This window comes from Thalassotalea ponticola (assembly GCF_041379045.1).
GTDB classification, from domain to species: domain Bacteria; phylum Pseudomonadota; class Gammaproteobacteria; order Enterobacterales; family Alteromonadaceae; genus Thalassotalea_A; species Thalassotalea_A ponticola.
On sequence record NZ_CP166871.1, the window covers coordinates 171832 to 195408 of the forward strand.

The window sequence follows — 23577 nt, forward strand, 5'->3', positions numbered from 1 at the left end:
CTGACTATTGCGGTGATAACTTATCTGCGGGCTCGCTCTGGTCATCTAACGTTGCCTCTGATGACTGATTGAGGCTTGCCAGTTGTGTCTCTGACAGCAAGTTTGATAAATCAACCAATTCGATATTGTGTTGTTTCAAGGTTGGTATTAAGCGCTTTAACACGCGCATTGTCGTTGGATGCGGATGACCAATTGCAATCGCTTGCCCGTTTCGTTGACTTAGGTTGATCATCTTATAAAACTGTTGCTCGATATAGCTTTCATCGATGCGGTTATCGAGAAATATATGGCGATGTAATGTCGGCACACCGCGGGTCTTAGCGACGGTTTCAGCTTGTGAGTAGCGACTGGTCCGAGAATCTAAAAAAAACAAGTTGTTCGCTTTGAGTACTTCCATCGTCCAAGACATTGGCTCGGACTTCTGGGTCAGTAAACTACCCATGTGGTTATTGACGCCAATGATATGTGGAATATCGGCAATGGATGCCTGTAGGGTGCGAATGACGTTATTTCTATCCATGTTGGTGGTAATCGCACCAGGACCAAGCAGTAAGTTATTAATAGACTCCATTGGCACGTGTAACAGAATTTCACGTTTTTGCTTATTGCCCAGCTCGGCTAGGGTGCGGCCATATGGCGTATGAGGTAATACCGAAAACGTCACTTGCTTAGGTAACTCAAGAGCTGATTTATCGGTAGCGCGATAGCCAAGGTCGTCAATGACGATAGCCAATTTAGGCTGACTGGCTGGTTGCGCAGTCGCAACTGTTGAAACAAAAGCAACAAGTAATGAGAAAAATATACGCACGAGTAATTCTTATTTTTATATTTAGTCTATTTTTCAGCTGACAAAAAACAGCAGTAATACTGATTTTTTAGCAGGTATGTGACTACTTTACCCTATAGTTGGCACACAAATCTAGCCCCTTTTTTTAATTGACTTAAAAGCGTTTAGCGATAAGGCGTTAAAGGGCTATTTGGGTGTACACACAACGACCGAAATTTGGTTTTTTATACTTCGTTTTGTTGAATATGTCGTCGTATTAGTCGGATTTAATGAGGCGTTTAACCGGCGACGCAAATTGACTACAACAAGCCGTTAGCAATGCCATGTAACGACTTGTTCGCAGTTGTTTAGCAGATAACTAGCGGCACCAGTAACTCGGGTTTACGGGCTTGCCTTGATGGCGTATCTCAAAATAAACACCTGATTGATTGAGCCCGCCACTTTGTCCGACCAGGGCTATGGGTTCACCCACTTCTACGCGCTCACCGACGTTTTTCAACAGGGTTTGATTGTGGCCATACAGGCTCATATAACCATCACCGTGGTCGATTACAATCACTAAACCATAACCTTTGAGCCAGTCGGCAAATAACACTGTGCCATTGTATACCGCGTTAACATCTCGCCCGACTGGGGCGCGCATCATCACCCCTTTCCAACGCAAATAACCTTGCTTTTTAGTACCAAAACTATGTGCAATTCGGCCTTTAACAGGCCATTTTAATTTTCGTTTGAGTTTGCTCAAACCATTCAGTTCTGTTTGCTTTTGCAACTGTGCTTGTAGTTTGGCTAAGGTTTTAATTAGCGATCTTTCTTCGTTTTCAAGCTTGTTTAAGCGCTGCTTTGAACCGCGAATTTTGGCATTTAACGAAGCTATCGTTTGCTCACGGCCTGCTTGCTGTGCAACTAATTCTTGTTGTTGCTGCTGTTGTTGTTCAACCAGCTTAGTTAGCTTGTTCGCTTGCTCTTGCTGTTGTTGCTCAACATCAGCGAGCTGTTCGATAGTTTTAGTAAAGGCACCAATACTGTCGATACGCGCATCATTGACATAGGTGTAGTAGGTCAAGGTGCGTTGTACTTGCTCCGGTTTTTGCTGATTGAGCAGCAGTTTTAGGTAGTCGTGATGACCTGATGAGTAAGCGCTGCGAAGTTGCTCTCCCAACAGTTGTTCTTGTTGCGCTTTATTGGCGTTAAGCTGCTTTTGTTGTTGTTTTAAATCACCGATTTTTTGTTGCGTAAGCTGTAGCTGCTGCTTTGTTTTATTCAGTTTTTGCGCCGATTTAGCAATCGCTATATCATCTTTTTTGAGTTGTTCTTGCAAGTCGGCTATCTGTGAATTGCTTTGTTTAAGCTCTTGCTTTTGCGATTCGATTTGTTGTTTTACTACGTTTAAGTCTTTGCGAGTTTCACGTTTTTCTTGCTCGGTTGCAAAAGCCAAGCACGGCAACAAACAGCAAAGCATTAACGCTCTGCTGTATTTGTGACGTCGAATCGTTGGCAGGGCGCTACTCACTTAGCGTCATCAATGGAGTACCTGTCATTTCAGCTGGCTGCTCCATTGCCATAAGGTGAAGAATGGTCGGCGCAATATCACTTAACGCACCCGACGAGGCCACATTGGCGTGTCGGCCCACGTAGATCAGTGGTACTGGCTCTGTGGTGTGTGCGGTGTGAGCTTGACCTGTTTCACTGTTGACCATCATTTCAGCGTTACCGTGATCGGCGGTAATCAAACACTCGCCACCGACGCGCTTTAATGTGTCAACAACTCTGCCGATAGATTTATCTACCGCTTCGCATGCTTTAACCGCTGCGTCAAACTTGCCTGTATGACCGACCATATCACCATTTGGGTAATTGCAAACGATAACGTCGTATTTACCCGACTCAATAGCATCAACGAGTTTGTCGGTTAACAAGTTCGAGTTCATTTCCGGTTGTAGATCATAGGTGGCCACTTGTGGCGATGGCACTAAGATGCGATCTTCACCGATAAAGGTATCTTCGCGACCACCGCTGAAGAAAAACGTAACATGCGCATATTTTTCTGTCTCAGAAATGCGCAATTGTGTCTTGTTGTGCTTTTCTAACCAAGCGCCCAGCACATTAACCAAGTCTTCGGGTGGGAAGGCGATGCTGGTTTTTATATCTGCCGCGTATTCAGTGAGCATGACAAAATCACTGAGTTGTGGAATTTTTTTGCGCTCAAAACCATCAAAGTTTGGTTCGCTAAAACAGCGTGTAAACTGACGTGCGCGATCGGCTCTAAAATTCATAAAGATCATTGCATCGCCATCGCGTACTTCAATGGCATGACCATCGCTGTCAAGGATGCGCGTGGCGCTGACGAACTCATCATTTTCATCGCGTGCATAGGCGGCTTCTAATCCCGCCACGGCGTCTTGAGCTGTGTACTTTGCGTCACCGCTGACAATGAGATTATACGCTTGCTCAACTCGCTCCCAACGCTGGTCTCTGTCCATCGCGTAGTAGCGACCGATCAAGGAAGCGACTTGTCCGTTACCGAGTTCTGCAAATTTTTTCTCGGCTTTTTGCAATGATGCCTCGGCACTGCGCGGCGGCGTATCGCGACCATCGAGAAACGCGTGTAAATAAACCTTTTCGGCGCCGCGTTGTTTGGCCATCTCCAGAAGCGCAAAAATGTGATCTTCATGGCTGTGTACGCCACCTGGCGACAACAAACCAAATACGTGAATGGCGTTGCCTTTGCTTTGAGCACCGTCAATGGCGTTTACTAACGCTTGATTATTGACTAATTCATTATCTTCAATTGCTTTGGTGATACGGGTAAAGTCTTGATAAACAATGCGACCCGCTCCAAGATTGACGTGACCGACTTCTGAGTTGCCCATTTGCCCTTCAGGAAGGCCTACGGCCATGCCAGAGGTGTTGATAAGCATGCTTGGGTATTGTTTAAACAACGAGTCCATCACCGGCGTGTTGGCGTGGAATATTGCATTCGATTGTTCGTTTTCGCGGTAACCCCATCCATCAAGGATTAGCAGCACCATAGGCTTTTTGTTACTCATTAAGAGGCCTCAGATTCAAAGTTTGACGGTTAGCTCAATTGATATACCGATAAATTTTGCCAAATAACTTAGCAAAGAGCTATAGGCATAGCCAATTCTAGGCTATATTTTTCCATTATACTGGATTCTTTAAATGCAGACGGTATACTTGGCCTTCAATTTATTTATTACCAGTGCAACAGAGATACGAACCAAATGGATCAGTTTTTAACATTTATCGCAAACAATCAATTATTGGCCATGTTGTGGTTGGCGATAGCAACGTTACTTGTAGTGTCAATTATCAAAAGTAAGTTGTCAAAAATTAACGAGATAAACCCCCATGAGTTAACCTTATTAGTTAACCGAGAAAATGGTGTAATCGTTGATATTCGCAATGATGGCGAGTTTAAGAAGGGTCATATTATTGGTTCAAAATCACTGGCTCTTGACAAAATTAACGAGAATAATTTTCAGGGCCTTGAAAACAGCAAAGACAAACCCATTATAGTGGTATGTACAGCTGGAATTTCTGCGGTAAAAGCGGCCAATGCGTTGGCCAAGGCCGGTTTTGAAAAAGTCAGTGTACTCAAAGGTGGGTTTAACGCTTGGCAGAGTGCCAACTTACCCATTGCCAAGTAACAAATTAACGTCACGTCTAGGAAAGTAGAAAAATGACACAAGTGGTAATTTATACGCGTCATACTTGTGGTTTTTGCGTTCGAGCAAAAATGCTCTTACAGCAAAAGCAGATTGATTTTACCGAAATAAGCATTGATGACTTTCCTGATAAGCGGACAGAAATGATTGAACGCAGTCACGGGCGCACGACTGTGCCGCAAATATTCATTAACGAGCAACCCATTGGTGGCTGTGATGACTTGTTTGCACTGCATTACAACGGCCGTCTTGATGCACTATTAAATGAATAATTAAATCCGTATTGAGACAATACATTATTTTTATATTTAGGAAGTAAACATGTCAGAAGTAAACCAAAACCCTGAAGCAAACGGTGCCGATCAACAAGCTCAACCGCAATTTGCTATTCAGCGCATCTACACCAAGGATATCTCATTTGAAACTCCAGCAAGCCCAGCTGTTTTCCAAAAAGAGTGGCAGCCTGAAGTGAAACTTGACCTTGATACGCGTTCAAACCAAATTGCGGAAAACACCTATGAAGTGATTTTAGCACTAACGGTTACGGCTAAGCTTGGTGAAGAAGTTGCTTTCCTATGTGAAGTACAACAAGCAGGTATCTTCAGCGTTGCTAACATGCCTGAGCCACAATTAGCACACACATTGGGTTCATTCTGTCCAAACACTTTATTCCCGTATGCACGTGAAGCGGTAGCAAGCTTAGTATCGCGCGGTACGTTCCCACAATTAAACTTAGCACCAGTAAACTTTGACGCGTTATTTGCATCATATGTACAAAAACGCGCAGCCGAAGCTCAAGCTGCTGGTGAGCAACCAAAAGTAGACGCTTAATGGTCGCAACACGAGCGGATATTAGCGTTATAGGCGCAGGGTCATATGGCACTGCGCTAGCGTTCTGCTTGGCCCGCAATGGTCATAAAACCCTATTGTGGGGGCGCGATAAGCAGCATGCAGAGCAAATGCAAGCATCGCGCAGTAATGATAAATACCTACCGGGGTTTACCTTCCCTGAGTCACTGCAAATCGAGTCGGATTTAGAGACTGTTATCGCGGCCTCTGATAACTTGCTGTTAGTGGTTCCCAGTCACGCGTTCACCGATATGCTGCATCAAATTAAGCCGCTGCTTAATACTCAGCATCGCCTTGCATGGGCAACCAAGGGGTTAGACCCTGAGCACGGCCGTTTACTCAGCGAGGTGACTGAAGAGTTATTGGGAGAGCAGATACCATTAGCGGTGTTGTCTGGCCCAACGTTTGCCAAAGAAATGGCAGCGGGCTTGCCAACGGCAATTACAGTAGCTGCAACTAACGCCAATTTTGCTCACGACCTTTCAGAGTTATTGCATTGTGAACGCAGTTTTCGAGTTTACGAAAATCACGATATGCTCGGTGTTCAGCTCGGAGGCGCGGTGAAAAACGTGATCGCTATCGGTGCCGGTATGGCCGATGGAATGGGCTTTGGCGCCAATGCTCGAACAGCCTTAATTACCCGAGGCTTAGCTGAAATGTCGCGCCTTGGTCTCGCCATTGGCGCTCAGCCACAAACGTTTATGGGTATGGCGGGTCTTGGTGACTTAGTGTTAACCTGTACCGATAACCAGTCGCGCAATCGGCGTTTTGGTTTAGCCTTAGGGCAAGATCAGTCGGTAGAAAAAGCTATGGCTGATATTGGTCAGGTGGTAGAAGGTTACCGCAATACCAAAGAAGTCTACATGTTAGCGCAACGAGAATCGGTTGAAATGCCTATAGTAGAGCAAATATATCAAGTGCTCTATCAAGCAAAACCGGTCAAAGAGGCGGCGCTTGATTTGCTCGGACGGGATCGCAAAAGCGAGGCTAACTAAAGCACAAGCACATAGCTACTCGCGGTGCAGTTAACGCTTAACTTAAACGCCTAGAGCACACAGTTCTAGGCGTTTTTATTTGGCAAATTGTTATTTTTTTAAGCTGAGTTTACCGGTAATTCGCGACTTTTTATCACTGCTATTGGCATTGCTGCGGTGTTTTTGGTTGGCCGGACGAGTGGGTTTTGAATTGCGGTGCGACTGGCCTTTAGTTGATTGGTCGCTATGCTCGGCTTTGACTCGTGCTTTATTGGTCGACTTTGGCTTCTGGTTGTTACCTGCAACGTCAGGGTTGTGCTTTGGTTGATACTTTACTTCTTTACCGAGCTTTTGTTCCGCACGCTCAGATGTTTTGCGCGAGCCAGCAACTGCTTGGTTGATTTGTTGCATCTCCTTGGCGGTTAAATAGCGCCATTGGCCAGCTTTTAAGGTATCCAAAGAGATCGACATAATGCGCGTGCGCTTAAGACTGGTAACCTGATAACCTAAGTATTCACACATGCGTCGAATTTGCCGATTTAGCCCTTGTGTGAGCACAATTTTAAAACTGTTTCGTCCTGTCGCCTCTACCTGACACGGTTTGGTTACCGTCCCCAAAATAGGTACACCTTGCGCCATGCGTTTAACAAAGCGCTCACTGATCGGTTTGTCAACGCGCACTACGTACTCTTTGTCATGGGCGTTTTCAGCGCGCAAAATTTTATTGACGATATCGCCATCGTTGGTTAAAAAGATCAGTCCTTCTGAGGGCTTATCTAGGCGGCCAATAGGAAAGATACGCTCGCGATGAGCTATGGCATCAACAATATTACCGCGCACTTGTCGTTCGGTAGTACAGGTAATACCTATCGGCTTGTTGTAAGCGATGTAAATGCGATCGGATTTATTGTCGGCGACGGCACCGATGGGTTGACCATTCACTTTAACTACATCGCCTGGCATCACTTTACTGCCGAGCTCGGGTGGCTTGCCGTTAATGGTTACTTGCTGTTGTTCAATTAACTTATCGGCTTCGCGACGCGAGCAAAAGCCGCTATCACTGATGTATTTATTTAATCGTTTACCGCTCGCTGTGTTCACTTTGGCACTCTTGCTGACATGGATTGGCGTAATTATCGCTTAAATTGGTAAAAAAAGCATAAAAAAACCGGTCGATTGACCGGTTTAATAACGCGCTTGAGGCGATTTATTTACGCTTCATCGCGTCAAAAAATTCATCGTTAGTTTTCGTCATCGCTAACTTATCAATGAGAAACTCCATCGCATCAATTTCACCCATTTCATGGACGATTTTACGCAGAATCCACAGTTTTTGTAGTTCATCTGCTTTGGTCAGCATTTCTTCGCGACGGGTACCAGAACGGTTGAAGTGGATGGCTGGGAATACGCGCTTTTCAGCGATTTTACGAGATAAGTGTAGTTCCATGTTACCGGTACCTTTAAATTCCTCGTAAATAACTTCGTCCATCTTAGAGCCAGTATCTACAAGCGCGGTTGCGATAATCGTTAAGCTACCACCTTCTTCGATGTTTCGCGCAGCACCAAAAAAGCGCTTAGGGCGATGTAGGGCATTGGCGTCAACACCACCGGTAAGGATTTTACCCGATGATGGAATCACGGTGTTGTAAGCTCGTGCTAAACGGGTAATTGAATCAAGTAGAATCACCACGTCTTTTTTGTGCTCGGTTAAACGCTTGGCTTTTTCAATGACCATTTCCGCTACTTGTACGTGACGGCTGGCTGGCTCGTCAAACGTTGAAGCGACAACCTCGCCTTTGACAAGGCGTTGCATTTCGGTCACTTCTTCAGGACGCTCGTCAATTAACAACACCATTAACTCACATTCGGGGTGATTGTGCGCAATACTTTGGGCGATGTTTTGTAGTAGTAGTGTTTTACCCGCTTTTGGTGGTGCAACGATAAGACCGCGTTGTCCCTTGCCAATCGGCGCTGCAAGATCGAGTACACGCGCGGTGATATCTTCTGTACTGCCGTTACCGCGTTCCATGGTTAAACGCTCGTCCGGATGCACAGGTGTTAAGTTTTCAAATAAAATTTTGGTGCGCGAGTTTTCCGGTTTGTCAAAGTTAACTTCATTGACTTTTAATAAGGCAAAATAACGCTCGCCATCTTTCGGTGGACGGATTTTACCGAAAATCGTGTCGCCGGTGCGCAGGCTGAAACGGCGAATTTGGCTTGGCGAGACATAAATGTCATCAGGACCGGCTAAAAACGATGAATCGGCACTGCGCAAAAAGCCAAAACCGTCTTGTAAAATTTCAAGAACCCCGCCACCAAAAATATCTTCGCCGCTTTTCGCATGCGCTTTCAAAATAGCAAAAATCACGTCTTGCTTGCGATTGCGAGCTAAGTGCTCAAGATTCATACTCTCTGCCAGCTTTAAAAGCTCGCCAATAGGTTTATCTTTTAATTCGATTAGATTCATAGTGAAGGGTCTTTTGATTGTAATTTGTTTTTGCTTACGTTATTTCGGGTCTAGAACAGGAGTAACTGCCGAAACGAAAAGGGTTAATAATAAAGAGTTTAGGTATGTTTAAGTTAAAACTAGCACTAAAGTCGCCTTAGGTAAAGGCTGCTTCACAGCTAATTGATGAACATGATTATGGTAGGGATTTTACGTAATGTAAAGAAAAAAGGCCAACACTCGTTGACCTTTTTACTCGAGCTTAACGCCAAATTAGACGTTGGCGTCCAAAAACTCTTTTAACTGATTTTTCGATAACGCACCAACTTTTGTGTCAGCTACTTCACCGTTTTTGAACAGTAGCAGCGTTGGGATACCGCGAATACCAAATTTTTGTGGTGATGCTGAGTGCTGATCGATGTTGAGTTTAGCAACAGTTACCTTGCCGTCGTACTCGTCAGCGATTTCGTTTAGGATTGGAGCGATCATTTTACATGGACCACACCACTCAGCCCAGAAATCAACAAGAACTGGGGTAGATGAATTAACAACGTCATCAAAGCTGTCATCAGTTAACTGTACAATTTTATCGCTCATTATATTCTCCAATGTGTATGCGTTACGCGCATTAATTCGCAATTCTCATAGATCTTGGGTCTCAAGACAACAATTACAAGGGGCAAATCTGTAATTGCGTTAATTTTTTACCTATCAACCGACAATAACCCATTTTACAGAAGAAAAAACTGTTTATCATCTGCACAAAGGCAGATATAAATATATCATTCTGTTACTATATATCTAATCTATTGTAAAAATTGAGTGTTATCGCAAAAAGCATGAATAAGACACATTTAACCCACGTTAAGTTCAGCGAGTTAGGTTTGAACGAAAAAGTGGTTGCCGGTCTTGAAAAGATGGGTTTTCACAACTGCACCATGATTCAAGCACAGTCGTTACCCATTGTTCTCACAGGTAAGGACATTGCTGGTCAGGCGCAAACGGGTGAGGGTAAAACCATTGCCTTTTTAGCGGCAACATTTCATCACTTGTTGCAAGTTCCTGCGCCATCGCACAATCAGCCTCGTGCTATTATTATGGCACCAACTCGAGAGCTAGCGATTCAAATAGCCAATGACGCTAAACACATGGCTCAACAAACGGGGATGCGTCTTGGTGTGATATACGGTGGCGAAGGTTACGAAAGCCAACGCCACACCCTAGAGCAAGGGGTTGATATCCTGATCGGTACTTGCGGTCGCTTAATCGATTATTACAAGCAAGGTATTTATCGCCTAGACAATATTGAAGTGGTGGTGCTTGACGAAGCTGATCGCATGTTTGATCTCGGCTTTATCAAGGATATTCGCTTTATGTTTCGCCGCATGCCTGCGCCGGATAAACGCTTGAATATGCTGTTTTCAGCAACGCTATCATACCGCGTAAAAGAGCTGGCTTTCGAGCACATGAATGAGCCGGTGAGCGTAGAAGTTGAACCTGAACAAAAAACCAATGTGCGCATCAGCGAAGAGCTATTTTACCCGTCAAACGAAGATAAAATGGCCTTGTTGCAAACGCTTATCGAAGAAGAGTGGCCCGATAAAGCCATTGTGTTTGCCAATACCAAGCACAGCTGTGAGCGTGTATATGCCCACTTGCAAGCCGATAATCACCGCGTCGGTTTGTTAACTGGTGATGTTGCCCAAAATAAGCGTCTGAAAATTTTAGAGCAGTTTAGTAAAGGTCAATTAGATATTTTGGTGGCCACCGACGTAGCCGCCCGCGGTCTGCATATCCCCGCTGTAACTCATGTGTTTAATTATGATTTACCGGATGATTGCGAAGACTATGTACACCGCATTGGTCGTACGGGACGCGCTGGTGCAACCGGTCATGCAATCAGTCTGGCCTGTGAAGAGTACGTATTTAATTTACCTGCGATTGAAGAATATATCGACCATAACCTGCCGGTGAGTAAATACGATCCGGATGCGTTGTTAACTGACTTACCCAAGCCTAAACCCAAACAACGCCGTCATCGCCCAGCGCCAAAGCGCGGGGGCAAAGGCAATAGCAAGCCGCGCGGTCAAACTTCGAGGTAGTTTGCTGGTGACAGATAAATCGCTTCCATCGTGCTCGCAGCCTTTATATGCGGTGATCGATTTAGGGTCAAACTCATTCCATATGTTAATTGCACGCTTAGTCGCCGACAGTGTGCAAATTGTCGATAAAGTAAAACGCAAAGTGCGTTTAGCTTCAGGGCTTGATAGCGAATACAACCTAGATGCCAAGGCCATGGCTCGAGGCTGGGAGTGTTTGAGTTTTTTTGCTGAACGGCTACAAGATATTCCACCGCAAAACATTCGCGTTGTCGGGACCGCAACGTTGCGGTTAGCGCAAAACCGCCAACAATTTCTCGACCGAGCCGAGCGCATTTTAGGGCATCCGATTGAGGTTATCTCCGGCCAACAAGAGGCTCAAAATATATACTTAGGCGTCGCTCATACTACCTGTAGTGCCAACAAACGCTTAGTTATAGACATCGGCGGCGCAAGTACCGAGCTCGTTGTTGGCGAAGGCTTTGACTGTGCCTTAGCATGCTCGGTTAATATCGGTTGTGTAACGTTTAATAAGACTTTTTTTAAGGGCGATCAATATACTCACAGCTCGTTTGAACAAGCCGTTACTGCGGCGCGAACGGCACTTGCCCCGCACAAACAGGCGTATCAGCAACAAGGTTGGGATATTGCTTTAGGCGTCTCAGGCACATTGCAAGCAGTCGCTGAAATTCTCACCGAACAAGGTAAAGTACAACAGATCACCCGAGATAATCTGCAACAAATCAGCGAGCTCGCGATTCATTGTGGTCACTTAGCAGCACTTGAGATAGAAGGCTTGACCGCTGAGCGCAAGCCGGTTTTTGTTGCCGGATTAGCGATTTTGATCGCCATCGTCGATGAGTTTGAGCTAACGCGTGTGATCCTTGCGCAAGGGGCAATTCGAGAAGGTATTCTATACGAATTACTGCCCAATATGCGCAATGTAAATATTCGTCAGCGCACTATTAGCGGCTTAATTCAGCGCTTTAGTATTGATGAACGACATGCGTATCGCGTCGCCAACATTGCCGATTCTGCGTTTACTCAGCTGGCTAAAGCCTGGTCTTTAACTTTGCCTATGTCGAGTATTTTACAGTCGGCGTGCGCGTTGCACGAGATTGGCTTGTTACTCGAATACAAAAACAATAAACAGCACGGTCAATACATTTTGGCGAACGCCGACTTAGCTGGTTTTTCACAAGCAGAGCGCTTGTTATTGATTGCACTGGTCGGCAATTACAAGGGAGACTTTGACCACCGGGCAATTGACCAACAAAATTTTATCGACTCGCAATCGACCTTGTATCTCATTGTTATTCTGCGCTTGGCCGTTATTCTCGCCAAGCGACGCAAAGATGATGTGATGCCATCATTTCGAATTAACGGCAAACCTCAGGCGGCACAGTTGGTCTTAGACCGCTCATTTTTACACAGCCACCCACTGATATCAGCCGAGCTAAAGCAAGAGGTTACCGATTTGGCTGCACAAGGCTTTAACTTGACCATAAGCGCGAAAGAATAACGTTCGCAGTACTCAAGGTGTCTTGGCTCAGACAATACCGCTAGCGCAGCCGGTGACAGCTGTGTTATCTACCCACGGTGTTTAGACATTACGCTTTTACCGATCTCGGCATCGAGCTGATGCTGGCCCACGCGCAGGTAACTACAATTAACACTGAGCCGATGACGGTTGGGGTGCTGATACTCTCGCCGAGCAAAAAGTAAGCGGCCACAATGCCGTAAACGGGTTCTAAGCTAAAACTCACGCTGACAGTGAAGGCGGGAAGAAAGCGCAAACAGTAAATGATCAATGCATGAGTAAGGGCGGTGAAAAACACGCCGAGCACGGCAAAGGCAAGCCAGTCCGTTGTGCTTGGCAGTTGTGGCCATACAAACAGCCACGGTGTTAGCCAGATTAATGCGGCGCCCTGTTGGAATACGCTAATCACCACCGGGTTGTGTTGTTGTACGTAGTGGTGATTAAACACTGTTAATAGGGCAAAACTGAGGGCTGAAAATACCCCTAATACCACCCCTAGCCAAGTGGCATCGCTTACTGGCTGATGAGCGACTAACAAGTACACGCCCAATATACAGAGTAGGCCTTGTACCAGCAGTATCGGCTGAATCGTCTGTTGCAATAAAACGCGGTTTATCAGCGGCACAAACAATGGAAACGTGGCAAAGGTAAGCAGACCGACAGCAACATTGGTCAGTTGAATCGATTGAAAAAAGCTCCACCAGTGCAAGGCGAGTAAGACGCCGCTGATCAACAATCGCCGGCGCAAGCGCGCATTGATGTTTAAGTTGAGTTGCTTGCCGTAACTGACGATATAAAGCGCGATAAACGCGAATAAACAGCGACCCCAAACAATGTACAGTGCGGGTAGTTCAATCCATTTAGCAAATAGCGCACACACAGCTAACATGGCGATAGCTGTGTGCAGAACAACAAAGGCTTGCTTGGGCGACGTTATCTGTTAGCCCTCTTGTAACCAACGGGCGACGTCTTTGGCAAAGTAGGTGAGGATGCCGTCAGCACCGGCGCGCTTAAATGCTAATAAGCCTTCCATTACGCAGGGCCTTTCGGCTAACCAACCGTTTTGAATGGCCGCCATGTGCATTGCGTACTCACCACTGACTTGATAGGCGTAGGTTGGCACTTGAAAGTTATCTTTAACGCGGCGAACGATATCTAAATACGGCATACCAGGTTTTACCATAACCATATCGGCACCCTCGTAGATATCTTGGGCTATTTCGTGTAACGCTTCATCGGAATTAGCCGGATCCATTTGATAAGAATACTTGTTACCGCCTTTAATGTTGCCAGCTGAGCCGACAGCATCGCGAAATGGTCCATAGTAATTTGACGCGTATTTGGCTGAGTAAGCGAGAATACGGGTGTTGACAAAGCCGTCTTGCTCAAGCGCTTGACGAATGGCGCCAACACGGCCATCCATCATATCCGAGGGCGCAACCACATCGGCACCGGCACGAGCATGAGATAATGCTTGCTTGACTAAAATGTCTTTGGTTACGTCATTTAGTACATAACCTTGTTCGTCGATAATGCCATCCTGGCCATGTGTGGTGAACGGATCTAAAGCGACATCAGTAATCACCCCAAGTTGCGGAAACTTGTGCTTAAGCGCACGCACAGCTCGTTGTGCAAGGCCATCGTCATTGTATGCTTCTTCAGCCATCAATGACTTATTCGCTTGTGGTGTGACTGGAAATAACGCAATCGCAGGGACGCCCAAATCAACCAGTTCCGCCGCTTCTTCAAGTAATAAATCAATACTCTTGCGCTCGACGCCAGGCATTGACGGCACGGCTTCTCGCTGTTGTTCACCCTCGAGAACAAAAACAGGGTAAATAAGGTCGTTAACGGTAAGTTGGTGTTCCGCCATTAAACGACGAGAAAAGTCATCGCGACGCATGCGGCGCATTCGACGTGCGGGAAATTGGCCAAATTGATTGACGTTGTTCATGTGCAGATAGCTCCTAGTCAGCCAGAGCAAATAATCGATTGCTATTTGCCGTGGCGTGTTCAATAAGTAAGTCTCTGTCAACCTGCATAGCGGTTGCCAATGTATCGACAACGCTGTGTAAATACTTGGGCTCGTTGCGACTTGATTTTGGTTTTGGACGAATATTTTTAGGGGTTAAATACGGTGCATCGGTTTCAACCATAACCCGGTCTAAGGGAATGTAGCGGGCAATATCATATAACTCAGTACCGCGTTTGGGATCGGTAATCCAGCCAGTAATGCCAATGTACAGGCCCATGTCTAAGCACTGTTTTAATTGCGGCTTATCACCGGTAAAGCAATGGCTTACGCCACCGGCTAATTGAGGCGTGTATGCGCTGAGTATTTGCTGCCACGTGGTAAATGCATCGCGTTGGTGTAGAAACACCGGCAAGTTAAATTCAACCGCCAATTGCAATTGTTGGGCAAACACCCGCTGCTGATTTTCAGGGCTAGAAAAGTTGCGGTTAAAGTCTAATCCACACTCACCTACCGCTTTTACTTTTGGGTGTTTCAATAACGCTTTGAGTCGGTCGACGTAGTCGTCTGGGACGTTATCGGCGTCGTGAGGGTGTACTCCAGCGGTGCTATACAGCCCTGAAAATTGGCTGCACAGCTGCGCTGCTTGCTCACTTGCGTCAACGTTGGTGCCGGTGATCAGCATCTTGGTGATCCCCGCTTGTTGGGCACTAGCAACAACCTCGGCTCGGTCGTTATCGAATCGCGAGCTAGTGAGATTTACCCCAATATCAATAAGCATAGCGGTATCTAGTTAAGCCGTTTGATTTTGGTGGTGCGGTTAGAGTCAACGGCGCTAATGGTAAACGAATTAAAAATACCGCGCGAGATAACCACCTCTTGACCGGCTTTAAATTTAATTCGTTTATTGGATAAGGTGCGCCATTGCTGGCCGTTTTCGAACCACAGGGTCCACTCGCCGTGCAAGCTTTGTTTCGCCTTGCTGATCGTCATCGTTAACGCGTCGACGGCCTGCTCTTGTTCGGTCATTTTGTGCTCTAGACCAAAGCCGGCTTGGACGGAACCTTGCGCAGTGTCGCTTGCCGCGTTAGTCGCAGCCGCCGTCGCCGCCGTCGCCGTGGTCACAGTAGGTGCAGGGGCTACAGCCTCAGGTACCGGGTCAGTTGCTGACGGGGCACTCGTTGGCTCGCTTTTCAACGAGTTGGCGACGCGGTCGTAACAGGCGAGTCGGTCATCGTTATTGTTAATGTTGCTACAATCAAGCCAACGCTGGGAGTCAAATGCGAAAGCAGAACTGCACGTCAACAGTGCTACGGTAAGTAATATAGGTCTCATTTTATCTTATTCACCTTGTTGTGCGGTATCGTCTGCGTCTTGACGAGGACGATAAAAAGAAGCCAAAACTAGCCCCAATTCAAATAACAACCACATAGGTAGTGCTAACAGGGTTTGCGAAATTACATCAGGAGGAGTTAACAACATACCTACCACGAATACCCCGACAATAACGTAAGGGCGTTTGGCGCGCAAGCTTGCCACCGTAGTGAAACCGGTCCAACACATCAGTATGATGGCAATCGGAATTTCAAACGCTGCGCCAAAGGCAAAAAATAGCTTTAATACAAAATCGAGGTAACTGGATATATCGGTGGCAATAGTGACGCCTTCTGGGGCAACGCTATTAAAAAAAGCAAACGCCAAAGGGAACACAATGAAATACGCAAACGCAACGCCGCCGTAAAACAATATACTTGAACCAAACAGCAAGGGGGCGATTAACCTTTTTTCGTTGGCATAAAGGCCCGGCGCAATAAACGCCCAAATTTGATAAAGAATGTATGGCATCGCGGCGAAAATAGACACCACCATGGTGAGTTTAAAGGGCGCAAAGAAAGGCGAGGCAACGTCTGTGGCGATCATGTTGCTGCCTTCTGGCATCACCGCCAATAACGGCTCGGCTAGATATTGGTATATATCTTGGGCAAAATAGGCCAAACACAAAAACACCACCAATACACTAACGACCATAGCTAATAGTCGCGAGCGCAGTTCTAAAAGGTGTTCAAACAAAGAAGAGCCTGAAGATGCATTTGTCATCGCTTATATCACTTGTTATTGCTGTTTTCGGGGTGTGAGCTTGAGTTGTTGTCTGGTGCAGAGCGCTCGCTATCAACGGCTGACGGGTCCTGATTGAGCGGATTGTGTTGTTTGGCGTAAGGGCGATTGGCATCTGCGGCTGCCGACTTGAGTTGATCAACCGAATCCTGTAGCTCAGGCGACAAATCTTTCATGCCCTGTTGTTCGGCCTTGCGCAAGTTTTCGTGTAACTCATGAATGCGCAACTCTTCTTTCAACTCGGTTTGTACCGAAGAGCTAAATTGTTTGATATTGCGAACCCAACCTCTGACCGTGCGAATGGCCACCGGCATGCGTTCCGGTCCAAGCACCACCAACGCCATGACGGCGATAACTGTCAGCTCCCAAAAACCAATATCAAACATCGACTACGCCTGATCTTTTTCTTTTGATTTGGTTTTATCTTGTTGTTGATCGGCTTGCTTTAATTGTTCAACTTTTGGTTCTGCAGAGTCTGATTTGCTGTCTTGCTCGTCATTTACCGCTTTTTTGAAGCCTTTTACCGCTGAACCTAAATCGCTACCAATGTTGCGTAACTTCTTGGTTCCGAATAATAAAATAATAATTGCAAAAATAATTAACAGTTGCCAAATACTGATACCGGCCATACCCACTCCAGAAAATCTTTATATCTAGTACAAGTTTGTGCCATATCATACCAATTTACAAACGGATATGCCTAGTGATTTCCTCGTTATACGATAATTATTTATTTGATATCTCTTAGTTTTTTAACTATTTGTTAAACTAAGGTGGCGTTGTTCTAACGGCTATTTTTACCGACTAAGTTTATGAGAATAAAGGGTAAATGAAAATCATCTGCATTGGCATGGCCATGCTGTTTGGGTGCTATACAAGCTTCGCAGTGTCAGCTGAAGAGGAGGAGCAGGAGTACGCCGAATATATGATTGTTCACCCCAAGCCAGAGGATGATTGGTTATTCGGTTTTCACTCAACCATTAGTGATTCTTTTTACGGCACCGCCAAGTGGTTTGACAGTTTTTTTGCCACCGATGAAGACGATGACATCACGCCTACCTCATTAGCTCGTATTCGCCTTGGTTATGAACCTAGAGCACGAGATTTTGCTGTGTTTACCCAAAAATTTAAGTTGCGGGTGAAGCTTCCCAATTTAGAAGATCGCGTTGATTTATTGCTGTCAGATGAAGATGACGATAGTCGCACCTCAACTAAAGACGAAGCAGATCGCCTGTCACGAGTAAACCGAGAAGAGGCGTTTACGGCATCGCTGAGGGTGGTAAATGTAGACAATCTAGGCGAATTTATCGACTCTCGCGTAGGTATATCGGGGGGCGATATTTTTGTTAAAGGGCGGATGAAGTTACAGTACGAGCTCGCCGAAAAACACCGTTTTGAACTAGAGCCATCGATATATTACTACCTCGACGACGGCCTTGGCGCGCGCCTGTTTATGGAATACGAATTTAACTATTCTGAAAAGCAACAATTTCGAGTCAATTACAGTATGCGTGGCTCAGAATCTTTTCACGGTTACCGCTGGCGTCATGGCTATTTTTATTTGCATCAAATCGATCGCTTTAGAGCGACCAGCTTGGGAGTCGAAATATATGGCGAGGACAACGGTGACGACGATTTTTTTATCGACAACACAGTGCTAAATTATCGGTTTCGGGTTAATGCCTATCGGCGCTGGCTGTATTTTGAAATTGAACCCTTTATTGAGTGGCCGTATGACAACGATCACAAACCAACGCCAGGCATTGCTTTGCGCGTTGAAGGCTATTTTGAAAAATCACAACGTTAACCGCTTATCCCGCGCCGCGCAGTGAGCCAACGAGTAATAAGGCGCTTAATACGCCAGTGATGGTGGCCGCAACGGGCGCATTAAATACTGCCAAAATACCACTAGTGATCAATAGCGAGCTACCCGTTATGGTTAACCTCAAACGCTTAAATTGCTGCTCTTGGCGGCGTTGCATATCAGCCAACAGCTGCTGTTGCTGTTCCGCATTTTTGTGGCCGGACTGTAGGTATTGATAGACTAAGTTGGGCAGTTCAGGCATTTTCTCAGCCCAATAAGGCAAGTTGTCTTTGATCGCGTCAAATAACGCTTTGGGGCCCATTTGTTGCTTAACCCAATCTTCTAAAAACGGTTTGGCGGTTTTCCACAGATCCAGCTGTGGATACAACTGTCGGCCGAGACCCTCAATATACAGTAAGGTCTTTTGCAGCAACACTAATTGCGGTTGTACTTCCATATTGAAACGGCGGGCAGTGTTAAACAAATTGACCAGCACTTGACCAAATGAAATCTCGGCCAGCGGTTTTTCGAAAATGGGCTCGCATACGGTGCGAATAGCAAATTCAAATTCATCAACACTGGTGTCTCTGGGCACCCATCCAGAGTCGACATGTAGTTGCGCTACTTTGTGATAATCGCGATTAAAAAAGGCGACGAAATTTTCTGCTAAATAGCGCTTGTCTTCTTTGTTCAAGGTACCAACAATGCCGCAATCTATAGCAATCCAAGTGGGGTCGTTAACATCGGTAACGTCAACAAACACGTTACCTGGATGCATGTCCGCATGAAAAAAGCTATCGCGAAACACTTGCGTAAAAAATACTTCCACGCCGCGTTCAGCGAGTAGTGGCATGTTGACATTGAGTTGCTTTAATCGCTCAACTTCGCCAACGCCGACGCCGTAAATACGCTCCATAACCATGACGTTTTTATGGCAAAATTCACTGTAAACCTCAGGTACATAGAGAATTTTGTCACCGTCAAAATTGCGTTTTAACTGAATGGCGTTGGCCGCTTCTCGCAGTAAATCCAATTCGTCCAATATCGTCCGTTTGTATTCGTTTACTACTTCGACGGGGCGAAGGCGCTTACCTTCAGTGTAAAACCGGCTCAGCAGGCGCGCAAAGGTGTGCATCACTTGGATGTCGGCGTGAATGGTTTTTTCGATATTCGGTCGGATAACTTTGATCACCACGTCGTGCTCTTTGCCATCAATCGACAGCGTCGCAGCGTGAACTTGAGCAATCGATGCCGACGCAAGCGGGTTTGCTTCAAAATGGCTAAAGTGCTGGTTAAATTTTTGTTCACCAATGGCATCGACAATAATACCTTTTGCGGTATCGCGGTCAAACGCGTTGACATTGTCCTGCAACAAGGCCAATTCAGCGGCAAATGCTTGCGACAGCAAATCGCGCCGTGTTGACAGCATTTGTCCAAACTTAATAAATACCGGTCCTAAGCTTTCAACAGCCAAGCGAAAGCGTTGTTCAATTGGTTTGTCTTTGTGTTTATTGCGCAACCAAAACAAGCTCGTTCGAGCGATTTTTGCTGCCAGTGGTAGGCGCTCTCGCGGGATGAGTTCATCAAGACCGTAGTTGAGAAAGGTTTTGACGATTTGATAAAGGCGTTTGCTGCGCACGAAATATCCTACCTTATTGTTTTATTAGCCGGTTGGCAGCGTTTTGCACGCGTTGCGCTAATTGCGCTGTTTGCTGTTGCAGTTGCGTTACTTGTTGGTTGAAATAGGCAACGTCACTGGTACTGACCACCAGTTTTGCTTCGTGCAATAAAAACTCACTGGCGTCTTCACTGATTTGCTGTTTGGCAAAGTGTAATTTGCTCGCCAACCAGTTGACTAATTTCACCGTTTGATGGGTTGGCACGTCACCAATATAAACGGCCAGTTTTGATTGCCAATCGAGCGATAGCGAATCCTTTATGCTGGCAAATTGTTGCGCCACTTTAACGTCGCCAATAATATCGAGCTCTCCCGATTTTATTAGCGAGGTTAACAACTCTAAATTTTTTAGCTTAGCCAAGGTTTGCATATTGGTGGCAATGAGACAGTCATCGTTGAGTTTGTTGGCGATAACACTAATATGGCCTTGGCTGACGTGAAACGTCAATGGAAAGCCAATTTCATTGACTAACAGCGTCAGTGAGCGATTGTCTAAGGCCGATAACTGGTTAACGACCAATGGCTCATCAGCGAGAACCGCATTGACAAGGCGCTCTAATAAAGCAGTTGCCGCTTGCTTGGGCATCAGTTGGTCTAATCGGCTGTTAGTCGCAGGGGACGCCATTAGAACTTGTAACCCTTGTGCAATGCGACGATACCACCGGTTAAATTGTGGTAACTAGTCTGTTCAAAGCCGGCATCACCCATCATTTGTTTTAGTGTTTCTTGATCGGGGTGCATGCGAATCGATTCAGCGAGGTATTGGTAGCTATCACCGTCTTTAGCGACGAGTTCACCCATTTTGGGTAAGATATTGAACGAGTAAAAATCATAGGCTTTACTCAGCAGTTCTTGCTCGGGCTTAGAGAACTCAAGTACCAACAAGCGACCACCGGGTTTTAATACGCGATAAATTGACGCCAGCGCCTTGTCTTTGTTGGTGACATTGCGCAAGCCAAACGCAATGGTGACAATATCAAACGTATTATCGTCAAACGGCAGAGCCTCGGCATTTGCTTGAACGTAATCAACGTTGCCAACCACGCCGCGGTCGCGCAGCTTATCACGGCCTACCTGCAACATCGATGAATTGATATCCGCTAAAATAACCTTACCCGTTGGTCCGGTCAGTTTGGAAAACTTGGCGGTTAAGTCGCCTGTGCCACCGGCTAAATCTAAAATTTGATTACCGGGGCGCACACCGCTGGCATCAATAGTAAAGCGTTTCCACAGACGGTGAATGCCCAACGACATTAAATCGTTCATCACATCATACTGTTTTGCTACCGAATGAAATACTCCGGCAACCAAGGATTCTTTGTCGTCGGTATTAACGGTCTTGTAACCAAAATGGGTGGTGTCTTTATTGTCGTTGCTCATGAAAAACGCTTAGCTCTGGCAAATTACAGGTATAGTGTTAGTGTAAAGGATAATTGTGGGCAGGGAAAATGGTTTTAACAATTAATCACCGGGCAATAACATCGACACGTTCTAGGCATTAGAATACTTTTCTTTTTGTGCTAGCCAGCGATTTATCAGGCGTTGGGCTAATTCTGGGTATTGACGCCACAACAGATACGCTTGCTGTTGTATTTCTGGAATTAAGTCGCCGTCGCGAACTAAATCGGCAATTTTCAACTCGGCTAACCCGGTTTGGCGCGTACCCAGTAGCTCGCCGGGTCCGCGAATTTCTAAGTCTTGCTGTGCCAAGTAAAAGCCATCGTTGGATTCGCGCAAGACACTGAGGCGCTTGGTTGCGGTTTTCGACAGCGGACTTTTATACATCAACACACAATGAGAAGCGACACTGCCTCGGCCGACGCGACCGCGCAGCTGGTGCAGTTGCGCGAGTCCCAGTCGCTCCGGATTTTCGATGATCATCAAGCTGGCATTGGGTACGTCAACGCCAACTTCGATCACTGTGGTGGCCACCAATAAGTGAATGTTGCCGGCTTTGAACTCATCCATGACCGCTTGTTTTTCATCGGCTTTCATTCGACCGTGCACGAGTCCGACTCGCAAGCCTTGCAACTGTTGCTGTAAATACTCTGCGGTATCCTCTGCCGCTTGGCATTCAAGCACTTCCGACTCTTCGATTAAGGTACACACCCAGTAGGCCTGACGATTGTCATTCAAGCAGTTGAGGCGCACTCGCTCAATTACCTCATCGCGACGTAAATCCGAAATGGCAACCGTTTTAATCGGCGTTCGCCCAGGTGGTAGTTCATCAATAATCGAGGTATCTAAGTCGGCGTAGGCGGTCATTGCCAAAGTACGCGGGATCGGTGTTGCGGTCATGATCAACTGATGTGGATAACAGCCATCAAACTTGCCTTTTTCACGCAATTCCAAACGTTGCTGCACGCCAAAGCGGTGTTGCTCGTCGATTATCAGCAAGGTCATATTGTGAAACTCCACTTGCTGTTGAAACAGTGCGTGGGTGCCGACAATCATTTGTAACTCACCGCTTTTTATCGCTGCCAGCGTTTCTCGTTTTTGTTTGGCTTTGCCTTTACTGGCTAACCACGCCACCTTGATCCCCAGAGGTTCAAACCACTTGCTAAAGTTTATTGCATGTTGTTCGGCCAAGATTTCAGTCGGTGCCATCAGTGATACTTGATAGCCTTGACCTATGGCGGTAAGCGCCGCCAATGCCGCAACCAAGGTTTTACCAGACCCCACATCGCCTTGTACCAAACGCATCATTGGTACGGTTTGTTTTAAATCTTGACGAATATCGCTGACCACCCGTTGTTGAGCGCCGGTAGGTGAAAACGGCAAACTGGCGAGAAACTGTTGCTCGAGGGTGGTGTCTATGGTCATTGCCTTAGCCGGGTGCTTATCACTTGATTGGCGCAGTTTAAGCATGCTCAGGTTATGAGCGAGCAATTCTTCGCGGATCAACCTGATTTGAGCAGGGTGACGCCCTTGTTCGAGTAACTGAGTTGACATCTCAGGTGTTGGCTTGTGAATTTGCTTTATCGCCTCGGCTAAGGTGAGACCGTCGTTGCGAAATTGTTGTGGTAACAGCTCTTCTACTTGGCCCCGTTCAAGGCGTTGTAGCGCTTGTTCACAAATGTTGCGAATGCTGATTTGGCGCAAGCCATCAGTTGTTGGGTAAACCGCCGTCAGCGTTTGCTCTACGGGTATCGCATCTTGGTTTGCATCGGCGATCTTGTATTCGGGGTGAATCATTTCAAAGCCCCGACCACCGCGCTGAATCTCACCGAAGCAACGAACTGTGGCACCCGTTGATAAGTTGTTTTTTTGGGCAGCAGAAAAGTGGAAGAAGCGCAAGGTCAACTCTGCGCTGCCGTCATTAATGCGCACCAATAGCATGCGCCGTTTGCCGAACTGCACGTGATTGTCAACAACGGTGCCAACGACCGCGACATGAATGCCTGGCATCAAGTCGCGAATTCGGTAAACTCGTGTGCGATCTTCGTATCGCAACGGTAAATGGAACAGCAAATCCTGCACACTGCACAGACCGAGTTTTTCAAGTTTACTGGCAATACTCGGCCCCACGCCTTTAAGCACAGAAACGGGCACTTGCGCTAAGTTTGCGAGCCCTTGATGTTGTGAGAGCTGTTCGAGTTCCATGTTGTTTGCTATCGTCACTGT

The 23577-nt window shown here is 46.3% G+C and carries 24 protein-coding genes; 7 read left to right on the forward strand and 17 right to left on the reverse strand.

The genetic code is table 11. The features are described from left to right. Positions 1–4 precede the first annotated feature (4 nt). The 3 genes from ACAY30_RS00755 to gpmM all read right to left on the reverse strand — a co-directional run bounded on the left by ACAY30_RS00755 (position 5) and on the right by gpmM (position 3837). Positions 5–808: a divergent polysaccharide deacetylase family protein gene (locus ACAY30_RS00755; protein WP_290251262.1), complete on the reverse strand. Its 804-nt coding sequence runs from the start codon at positions 806–808 to the stop codon at positions 5–7. Between the two features lie 337 nt (positions 809–1145). Next, positions 1146–2300: a murein hydrolase activator EnvC gene (locus ACAY30_RS00760; protein WP_290251261.1), complete on the reverse strand. Its 1155-nt coding sequence runs from the start codon at positions 2298–2300 to the stop codon at positions 1146–1148. Continuing rightward, entirely contained in the window at positions 2293–3837 is a 1545-nt protein-coding gene (gene gpmM / locus ACAY30_RS00765) for a 2,3-bisphosphoglycerate-independent phosphoglycerate mutase (protein ID WP_290251260.1), read from the reverse strand. The genes ACAY30_RS00760 and gpmM overlap by 8 nt, the downstream gene beginning before the upstream one ends. Before the next feature lie 195 nt (positions 3838–4032). Here gpmM and ACAY30_RS00770 point away from each other — a divergent pair, with 195 nt between their 5' ends. The 4 genes from ACAY30_RS00770 to gpsA are packed head-to-tail and all read left to right on the forward strand — an operon-like array spanning position 4033 to position 6320. After that, positions 4033–4458: a rhodanese-like domain-containing protein gene (locus ACAY30_RS00770; protein WP_290251259.1), complete on the forward strand. Its 426-nt coding sequence runs from the start codon at positions 4033–4035 to the stop codon at positions 4456–4458. 32 nt (positions 4459–4490) lie between these two features. Continuing rightward, positions 4491–4748: a glutaredoxin 3 gene (grxC, locus tag ACAY30_RS00775; RefSeq protein ID WP_290251258.1), complete on the forward strand. Its 258-nt coding sequence runs from the start codon at positions 4491–4493 to the stop codon at positions 4746–4748. A 49-nt stretch (positions 4749–4797) separates the two neighbouring features. Continuing rightward, the gene (gene secB, locus ACAY30_RS00780) at positions 4798–5307 is read left to right on the forward strand and encodes a protein-export chaperone SecB (protein WP_290251257.1); all 510 of its coding nucleotides are present in this window, start codon (positions 4798–4800) and stop codon (positions 5305–5307) included. Further along, positions 5307–6320: an NAD(P)H-dependent glycerol-3-phosphate dehydrogenase gene (gpsA, locus tag ACAY30_RS00785; RefSeq protein ID WP_290251256.1), complete on the forward strand. Its 1014-nt coding sequence runs from the start codon at positions 5307–5309 to the stop codon at positions 6318–6320. Before secB ends, gpsA begins: the two co-directional genes overlap by 1 nt. Before the next feature lie 90 nt (positions 6321–6410). On the opposite strand, the gene rluF is transcribed toward gpsA, so the two are convergent. From rluF to trxA, 3 genes are all read right to left on the reverse strand, one after another. Continuing rightward, positions 6411–7400: a 23S rRNA pseudouridine(2604) synthase RluF gene (rluF, locus tag ACAY30_RS00790; protein WP_290251255.1), complete on the reverse strand. Its 990-nt coding sequence runs from the start codon at positions 7398–7400 to the stop codon at positions 6411–6413. Positions 7401–7506: 106 nt separating this feature from the next. Beyond that, on the reverse strand, positions 7507–8766 hold the full coding sequence (gene rho / locus ACAY30_RS00795; RefSeq protein ID WP_290251254.1) for a transcription termination factor Rho: 1260 nt from the start codon (positions 8764–8766) through the stop codon (positions 7507–7509). A gap of 252 nt (positions 8767–9018) precedes the next feature. Then, entirely contained in the window at positions 9019–9342 is a 324-nt protein-coding gene (gene trxA, locus ACAY30_RS00800; RefSeq protein WP_290251253.1) for a thioredoxin TrxA, read from the reverse strand. A gap of 242 nt (positions 9343–9584) precedes the next feature. Here trxA and rhlB point away from each other — a divergent pair, with 242 nt between their 5' ends. Next, the gene (gene rhlB / locus ACAY30_RS00805) at positions 9585–10847 is read left to right on the forward strand and encodes an ATP-dependent RNA helicase RhlB (RefSeq protein WP_290251252.1); all 1263 of its coding nucleotides are present in this window, start codon (positions 9585–9587) and stop codon (positions 10845–10847) included. 82 nt (positions 10848–10929) lie between these two features. Continuing rightward, entirely contained in the window at positions 10930–12366 is a 1437-nt protein-coding gene (locus ACAY30_RS00810; RefSeq protein ID WP_371189965.1) for a guanosine-5'-triphosphate,3'-diphosphate pyrophosphatase, read from the forward strand. 88 nt (positions 12367–12454) lie between these two features. Here the strand turns inward: ACAY30_RS00810 and ACAY30_RS00815 are convergent, their stop codons facing one another. From ACAY30_RS00815 to tatA, 7 genes are read right to left on the reverse strand one after another with little or no spacing between them, the layout of a single operon-like run. Beyond that, entirely contained in the window at positions 12455–13273 is an 819-nt protein-coding gene (locus tag ACAY30_RS00815; RefSeq protein ID WP_290251250.1) for a DMT family transporter, read from the reverse strand. A gap of 51 nt (positions 13274–13324) precedes the next feature. Beyond that, entirely contained in the window at positions 13325–14338 is a 1014-nt protein-coding gene (gene hemB / locus ACAY30_RS00820) for a porphobilinogen synthase (protein WP_290251249.1), read from the reverse strand. A 13-nt stretch (positions 14339–14351) separates the two neighbouring features. Beyond that, positions 14352–15137 (reverse strand): TatD family hydrolase, encoded by a 786-nt coding sequence (locus ACAY30_RS00825; protein ID WP_290251248.1) that lies wholly within the window; start codon positions 15135–15137, stop codon positions 14352–14354. Positions 15138–15145: 8 nt separating this feature from the next. Then, positions 15146–15691 (reverse strand): hypothetical protein, encoded by a 546-nt coding sequence (locus ACAY30_RS00830; protein WP_290251247.1) that lies wholly within the window; start codon positions 15689–15691, stop codon positions 15146–15148. 6 nt (positions 15692–15697) lie between these two features. Beyond that, positions 15698–16453 (reverse strand): twin-arginine translocase subunit TatC, encoded by a 756-nt coding sequence (tatC, locus tag ACAY30_RS00835; protein ID WP_290251246.1) that lies wholly within the window; start codon positions 16451–16453, stop codon positions 15698–15700. Positions 16454–16461: 8 nt separating this feature from the next. Then, positions 16462–16857, reverse strand: coding sequence for a Sec-independent protein translocase protein TatB (tatB, locus tag ACAY30_RS00840; RefSeq protein ID WP_290251245.1), 396 nt, complete (start codon positions 16855–16857; stop codon positions 16462–16464). Positions 16858–16860: 3 nt separating this feature from the next. Next, positions 16861–17106 (reverse strand): Sec-independent protein translocase subunit TatA, encoded by a 246-nt coding sequence (tatA, locus tag ACAY30_RS00845; protein WP_290251244.1) that lies wholly within the window; start codon positions 17104–17106, stop codon positions 16861–16863. 194 nt (positions 17107–17300) lie between these two features. Here tatA and ACAY30_RS00850 point away from each other — a divergent pair, with 194 nt between their 5' ends. Continuing rightward, positions 17301–18278 carry a hypothetical protein gene (locus tag ACAY30_RS00850; protein WP_290251243.1) on the forward strand — a complete coding sequence of 326 codons (978 nt, stop codon included), beginning with the start codon at positions 17301–17303 and terminating at the stop codon, positions 18276–18278. 4 nt (positions 18279–18282) lie between these two features. On the opposite strand, the gene ubiB is transcribed toward ACAY30_RS00850, so the two are convergent. The 4 genes from ubiB to recG form a co-directional block, all read right to left on the reverse strand. Next, the gene (gene ubiB, locus ACAY30_RS00855) at positions 18283–19914 is read right to left on the reverse strand and encodes a ubiquinone biosynthesis regulatory protein kinase UbiB (RefSeq protein WP_290251242.1); all 1632 of its coding nucleotides are present in this window, start codon (positions 19912–19914) and stop codon (positions 18283–18285) included. Positions 19915–19927: 13 nt separating this feature from the next. Beyond that, positions 19928–20578 (reverse strand): SCP2 domain-containing protein, encoded by a 651-nt coding sequence (locus ACAY30_RS00860; RefSeq protein ID WP_290251241.1) that lies wholly within the window; start codon positions 20576–20578, stop codon positions 19928–19930. Next, positions 20578–21333, reverse strand: a complete 756-nt coding sequence (ubiE, locus tag ACAY30_RS00865; RefSeq protein WP_290251240.1) for a bifunctional demethylmenaquinone methyltransferase/2-methoxy-6-polyprenyl-1,4-benzoquinol methylase UbiE — start codon at positions 21331–21333, stop codon at positions 20578–20580. Before ubiE ends, ACAY30_RS00860 begins: the two co-directional genes overlap by 1 nt. 111 nt (positions 21334–21444) lie before the next feature. After that, positions 21445–23556 (reverse strand): ATP-dependent DNA helicase RecG, encoded by a 2112-nt coding sequence (gene recG, locus ACAY30_RS00870; RefSeq protein ID WP_290251239.1) that lies wholly within the window; start codon positions 23554–23556, stop codon positions 21445–21447. Between the last annotated feature and the right edge of the window lie 21 nt (positions 23557–23577).

What these genes read in the sequence shown, in the direction of transcription:
- secB (WP_290251257.1), top strand. Translation starts at nt 4,798, where the DNA reads ATGTCAGAAGTAAACCAAAACCCTGAAGCAAACGGTGCCGATCAACAA.
- ubiE (WP_290251240.1), bottom strand. Translation starts at nt 21,333, where the DNA reads ATGAGCAACGACAATAAAGACACCACCCATTTTGGTTACAAGACCGTT.
- rhlB (WP_290251252.1), top strand. Translation starts at nt 9,585, where the DNA reads ATGAATAAGACACATTTAACCCACGTTAAGTTCAGCGAGTTAGGTTTG.
- tatC (WP_290251246.1), bottom strand. Translation starts at nt 16,453, where the DNA reads ATGACAAATGCATCTTCAGGCTCTTCTTTGTTTGAACACCTTTTAGAA.
- hemB (WP_290251249.1), bottom strand. Translation starts at nt 14,338, where the DNA reads ATGAACAACGTCAATCAATTTGGCCAATTTCCCGCACGTCGAATGCGC.
- ACAY30_RS00770 (WP_290251259.1), top strand. Translation starts at nt 4,033, where the DNA reads ATGGATCAGTTTTTAACATTTATCGCAAACAATCAATTATTGGCCATG.
- ACAY30_RS00860 (WP_290251241.1), bottom strand. Translation starts at nt 20,578, where the DNA reads ATGGCGTCCCCTGCGACTAACAGCCGATTAGACCAACTGATGCCCAAG.
- ACAY30_RS00815 (WP_290251250.1), bottom strand. Translation starts at nt 13,273, where the DNA reads ATGTTAGCTGTGTGTGCGCTATTTGCTAAATGGATTGAACTACCCGCA.
- recG (WP_290251239.1), bottom strand. Translation starts at nt 23,556, where the DNA reads ATGGAACTCGAACAGCTCTCACAACATCAAGGGCTCGCAAACTTAGCG.
- trxA (WP_290251253.1), bottom strand. Translation starts at nt 9,342, where the DNA reads ATGAGCGATAAAATTGTACAGTTAACTGATGACAGCTTTGATGACGTT.
- ACAY30_RS00850 (WP_290251243.1), top strand. Translation starts at nt 17,301, where the DNA reads ATGAAAATCATCTGCATTGGCATGGCCATGCTGTTTGGGTGCTATACA.
- gpmM (WP_290251260.1), bottom strand. Translation starts at nt 3,837, where the DNA reads ATGAGTAACAAAAAGCCTATGGTGCTGCTAATCCTTGATGGATGGGGT.
- gpsA (WP_290251256.1), top strand. Translation starts at nt 5,307, where the DNA reads ATGGTCGCAACACGAGCGGATATTAGCGTTATAGGCGCAGGGTCATAT.
- ACAY30_RS00825 (WP_290251248.1), bottom strand. Translation starts at nt 15,137, where the DNA reads ATGCTTATTGATATTGGGGTAAATCTCACTAGCTCGCGATTCGATAAC.
- grxC (WP_290251258.1), top strand. Translation starts at nt 4,491, where the DNA reads ATGACACAAGTGGTAATTTATACGCGTCATACTTGTGGTTTTTGCGTT.
- ACAY30_RS00830 (WP_290251247.1), bottom strand. Translation starts at nt 15,691, where the DNA reads ATGAGACCTATATTACTTACCGTAGCACTGTTGACGTGCAGTTCTGCT.
- rho (WP_290251254.1), bottom strand. Translation starts at nt 8,766, where the DNA reads ATGAATCTAATCGAATTAAAAGATAAACCTATTGGCGAGCTTTTAAAG.
- tatB (WP_290251245.1), bottom strand. Translation starts at nt 16,857, where the DNA reads ATGTTTGATATTGGTTTTTGGGAGCTGACAGTTATCGCCGTCATGGCG.
- ACAY30_RS00810 (WP_371189965.1), top strand. Translation starts at nt 10,930, where the DNA reads ATGTTAATTGCACGCTTAGTCGCCGACAGTGTGCAAATTGTCGATAAA.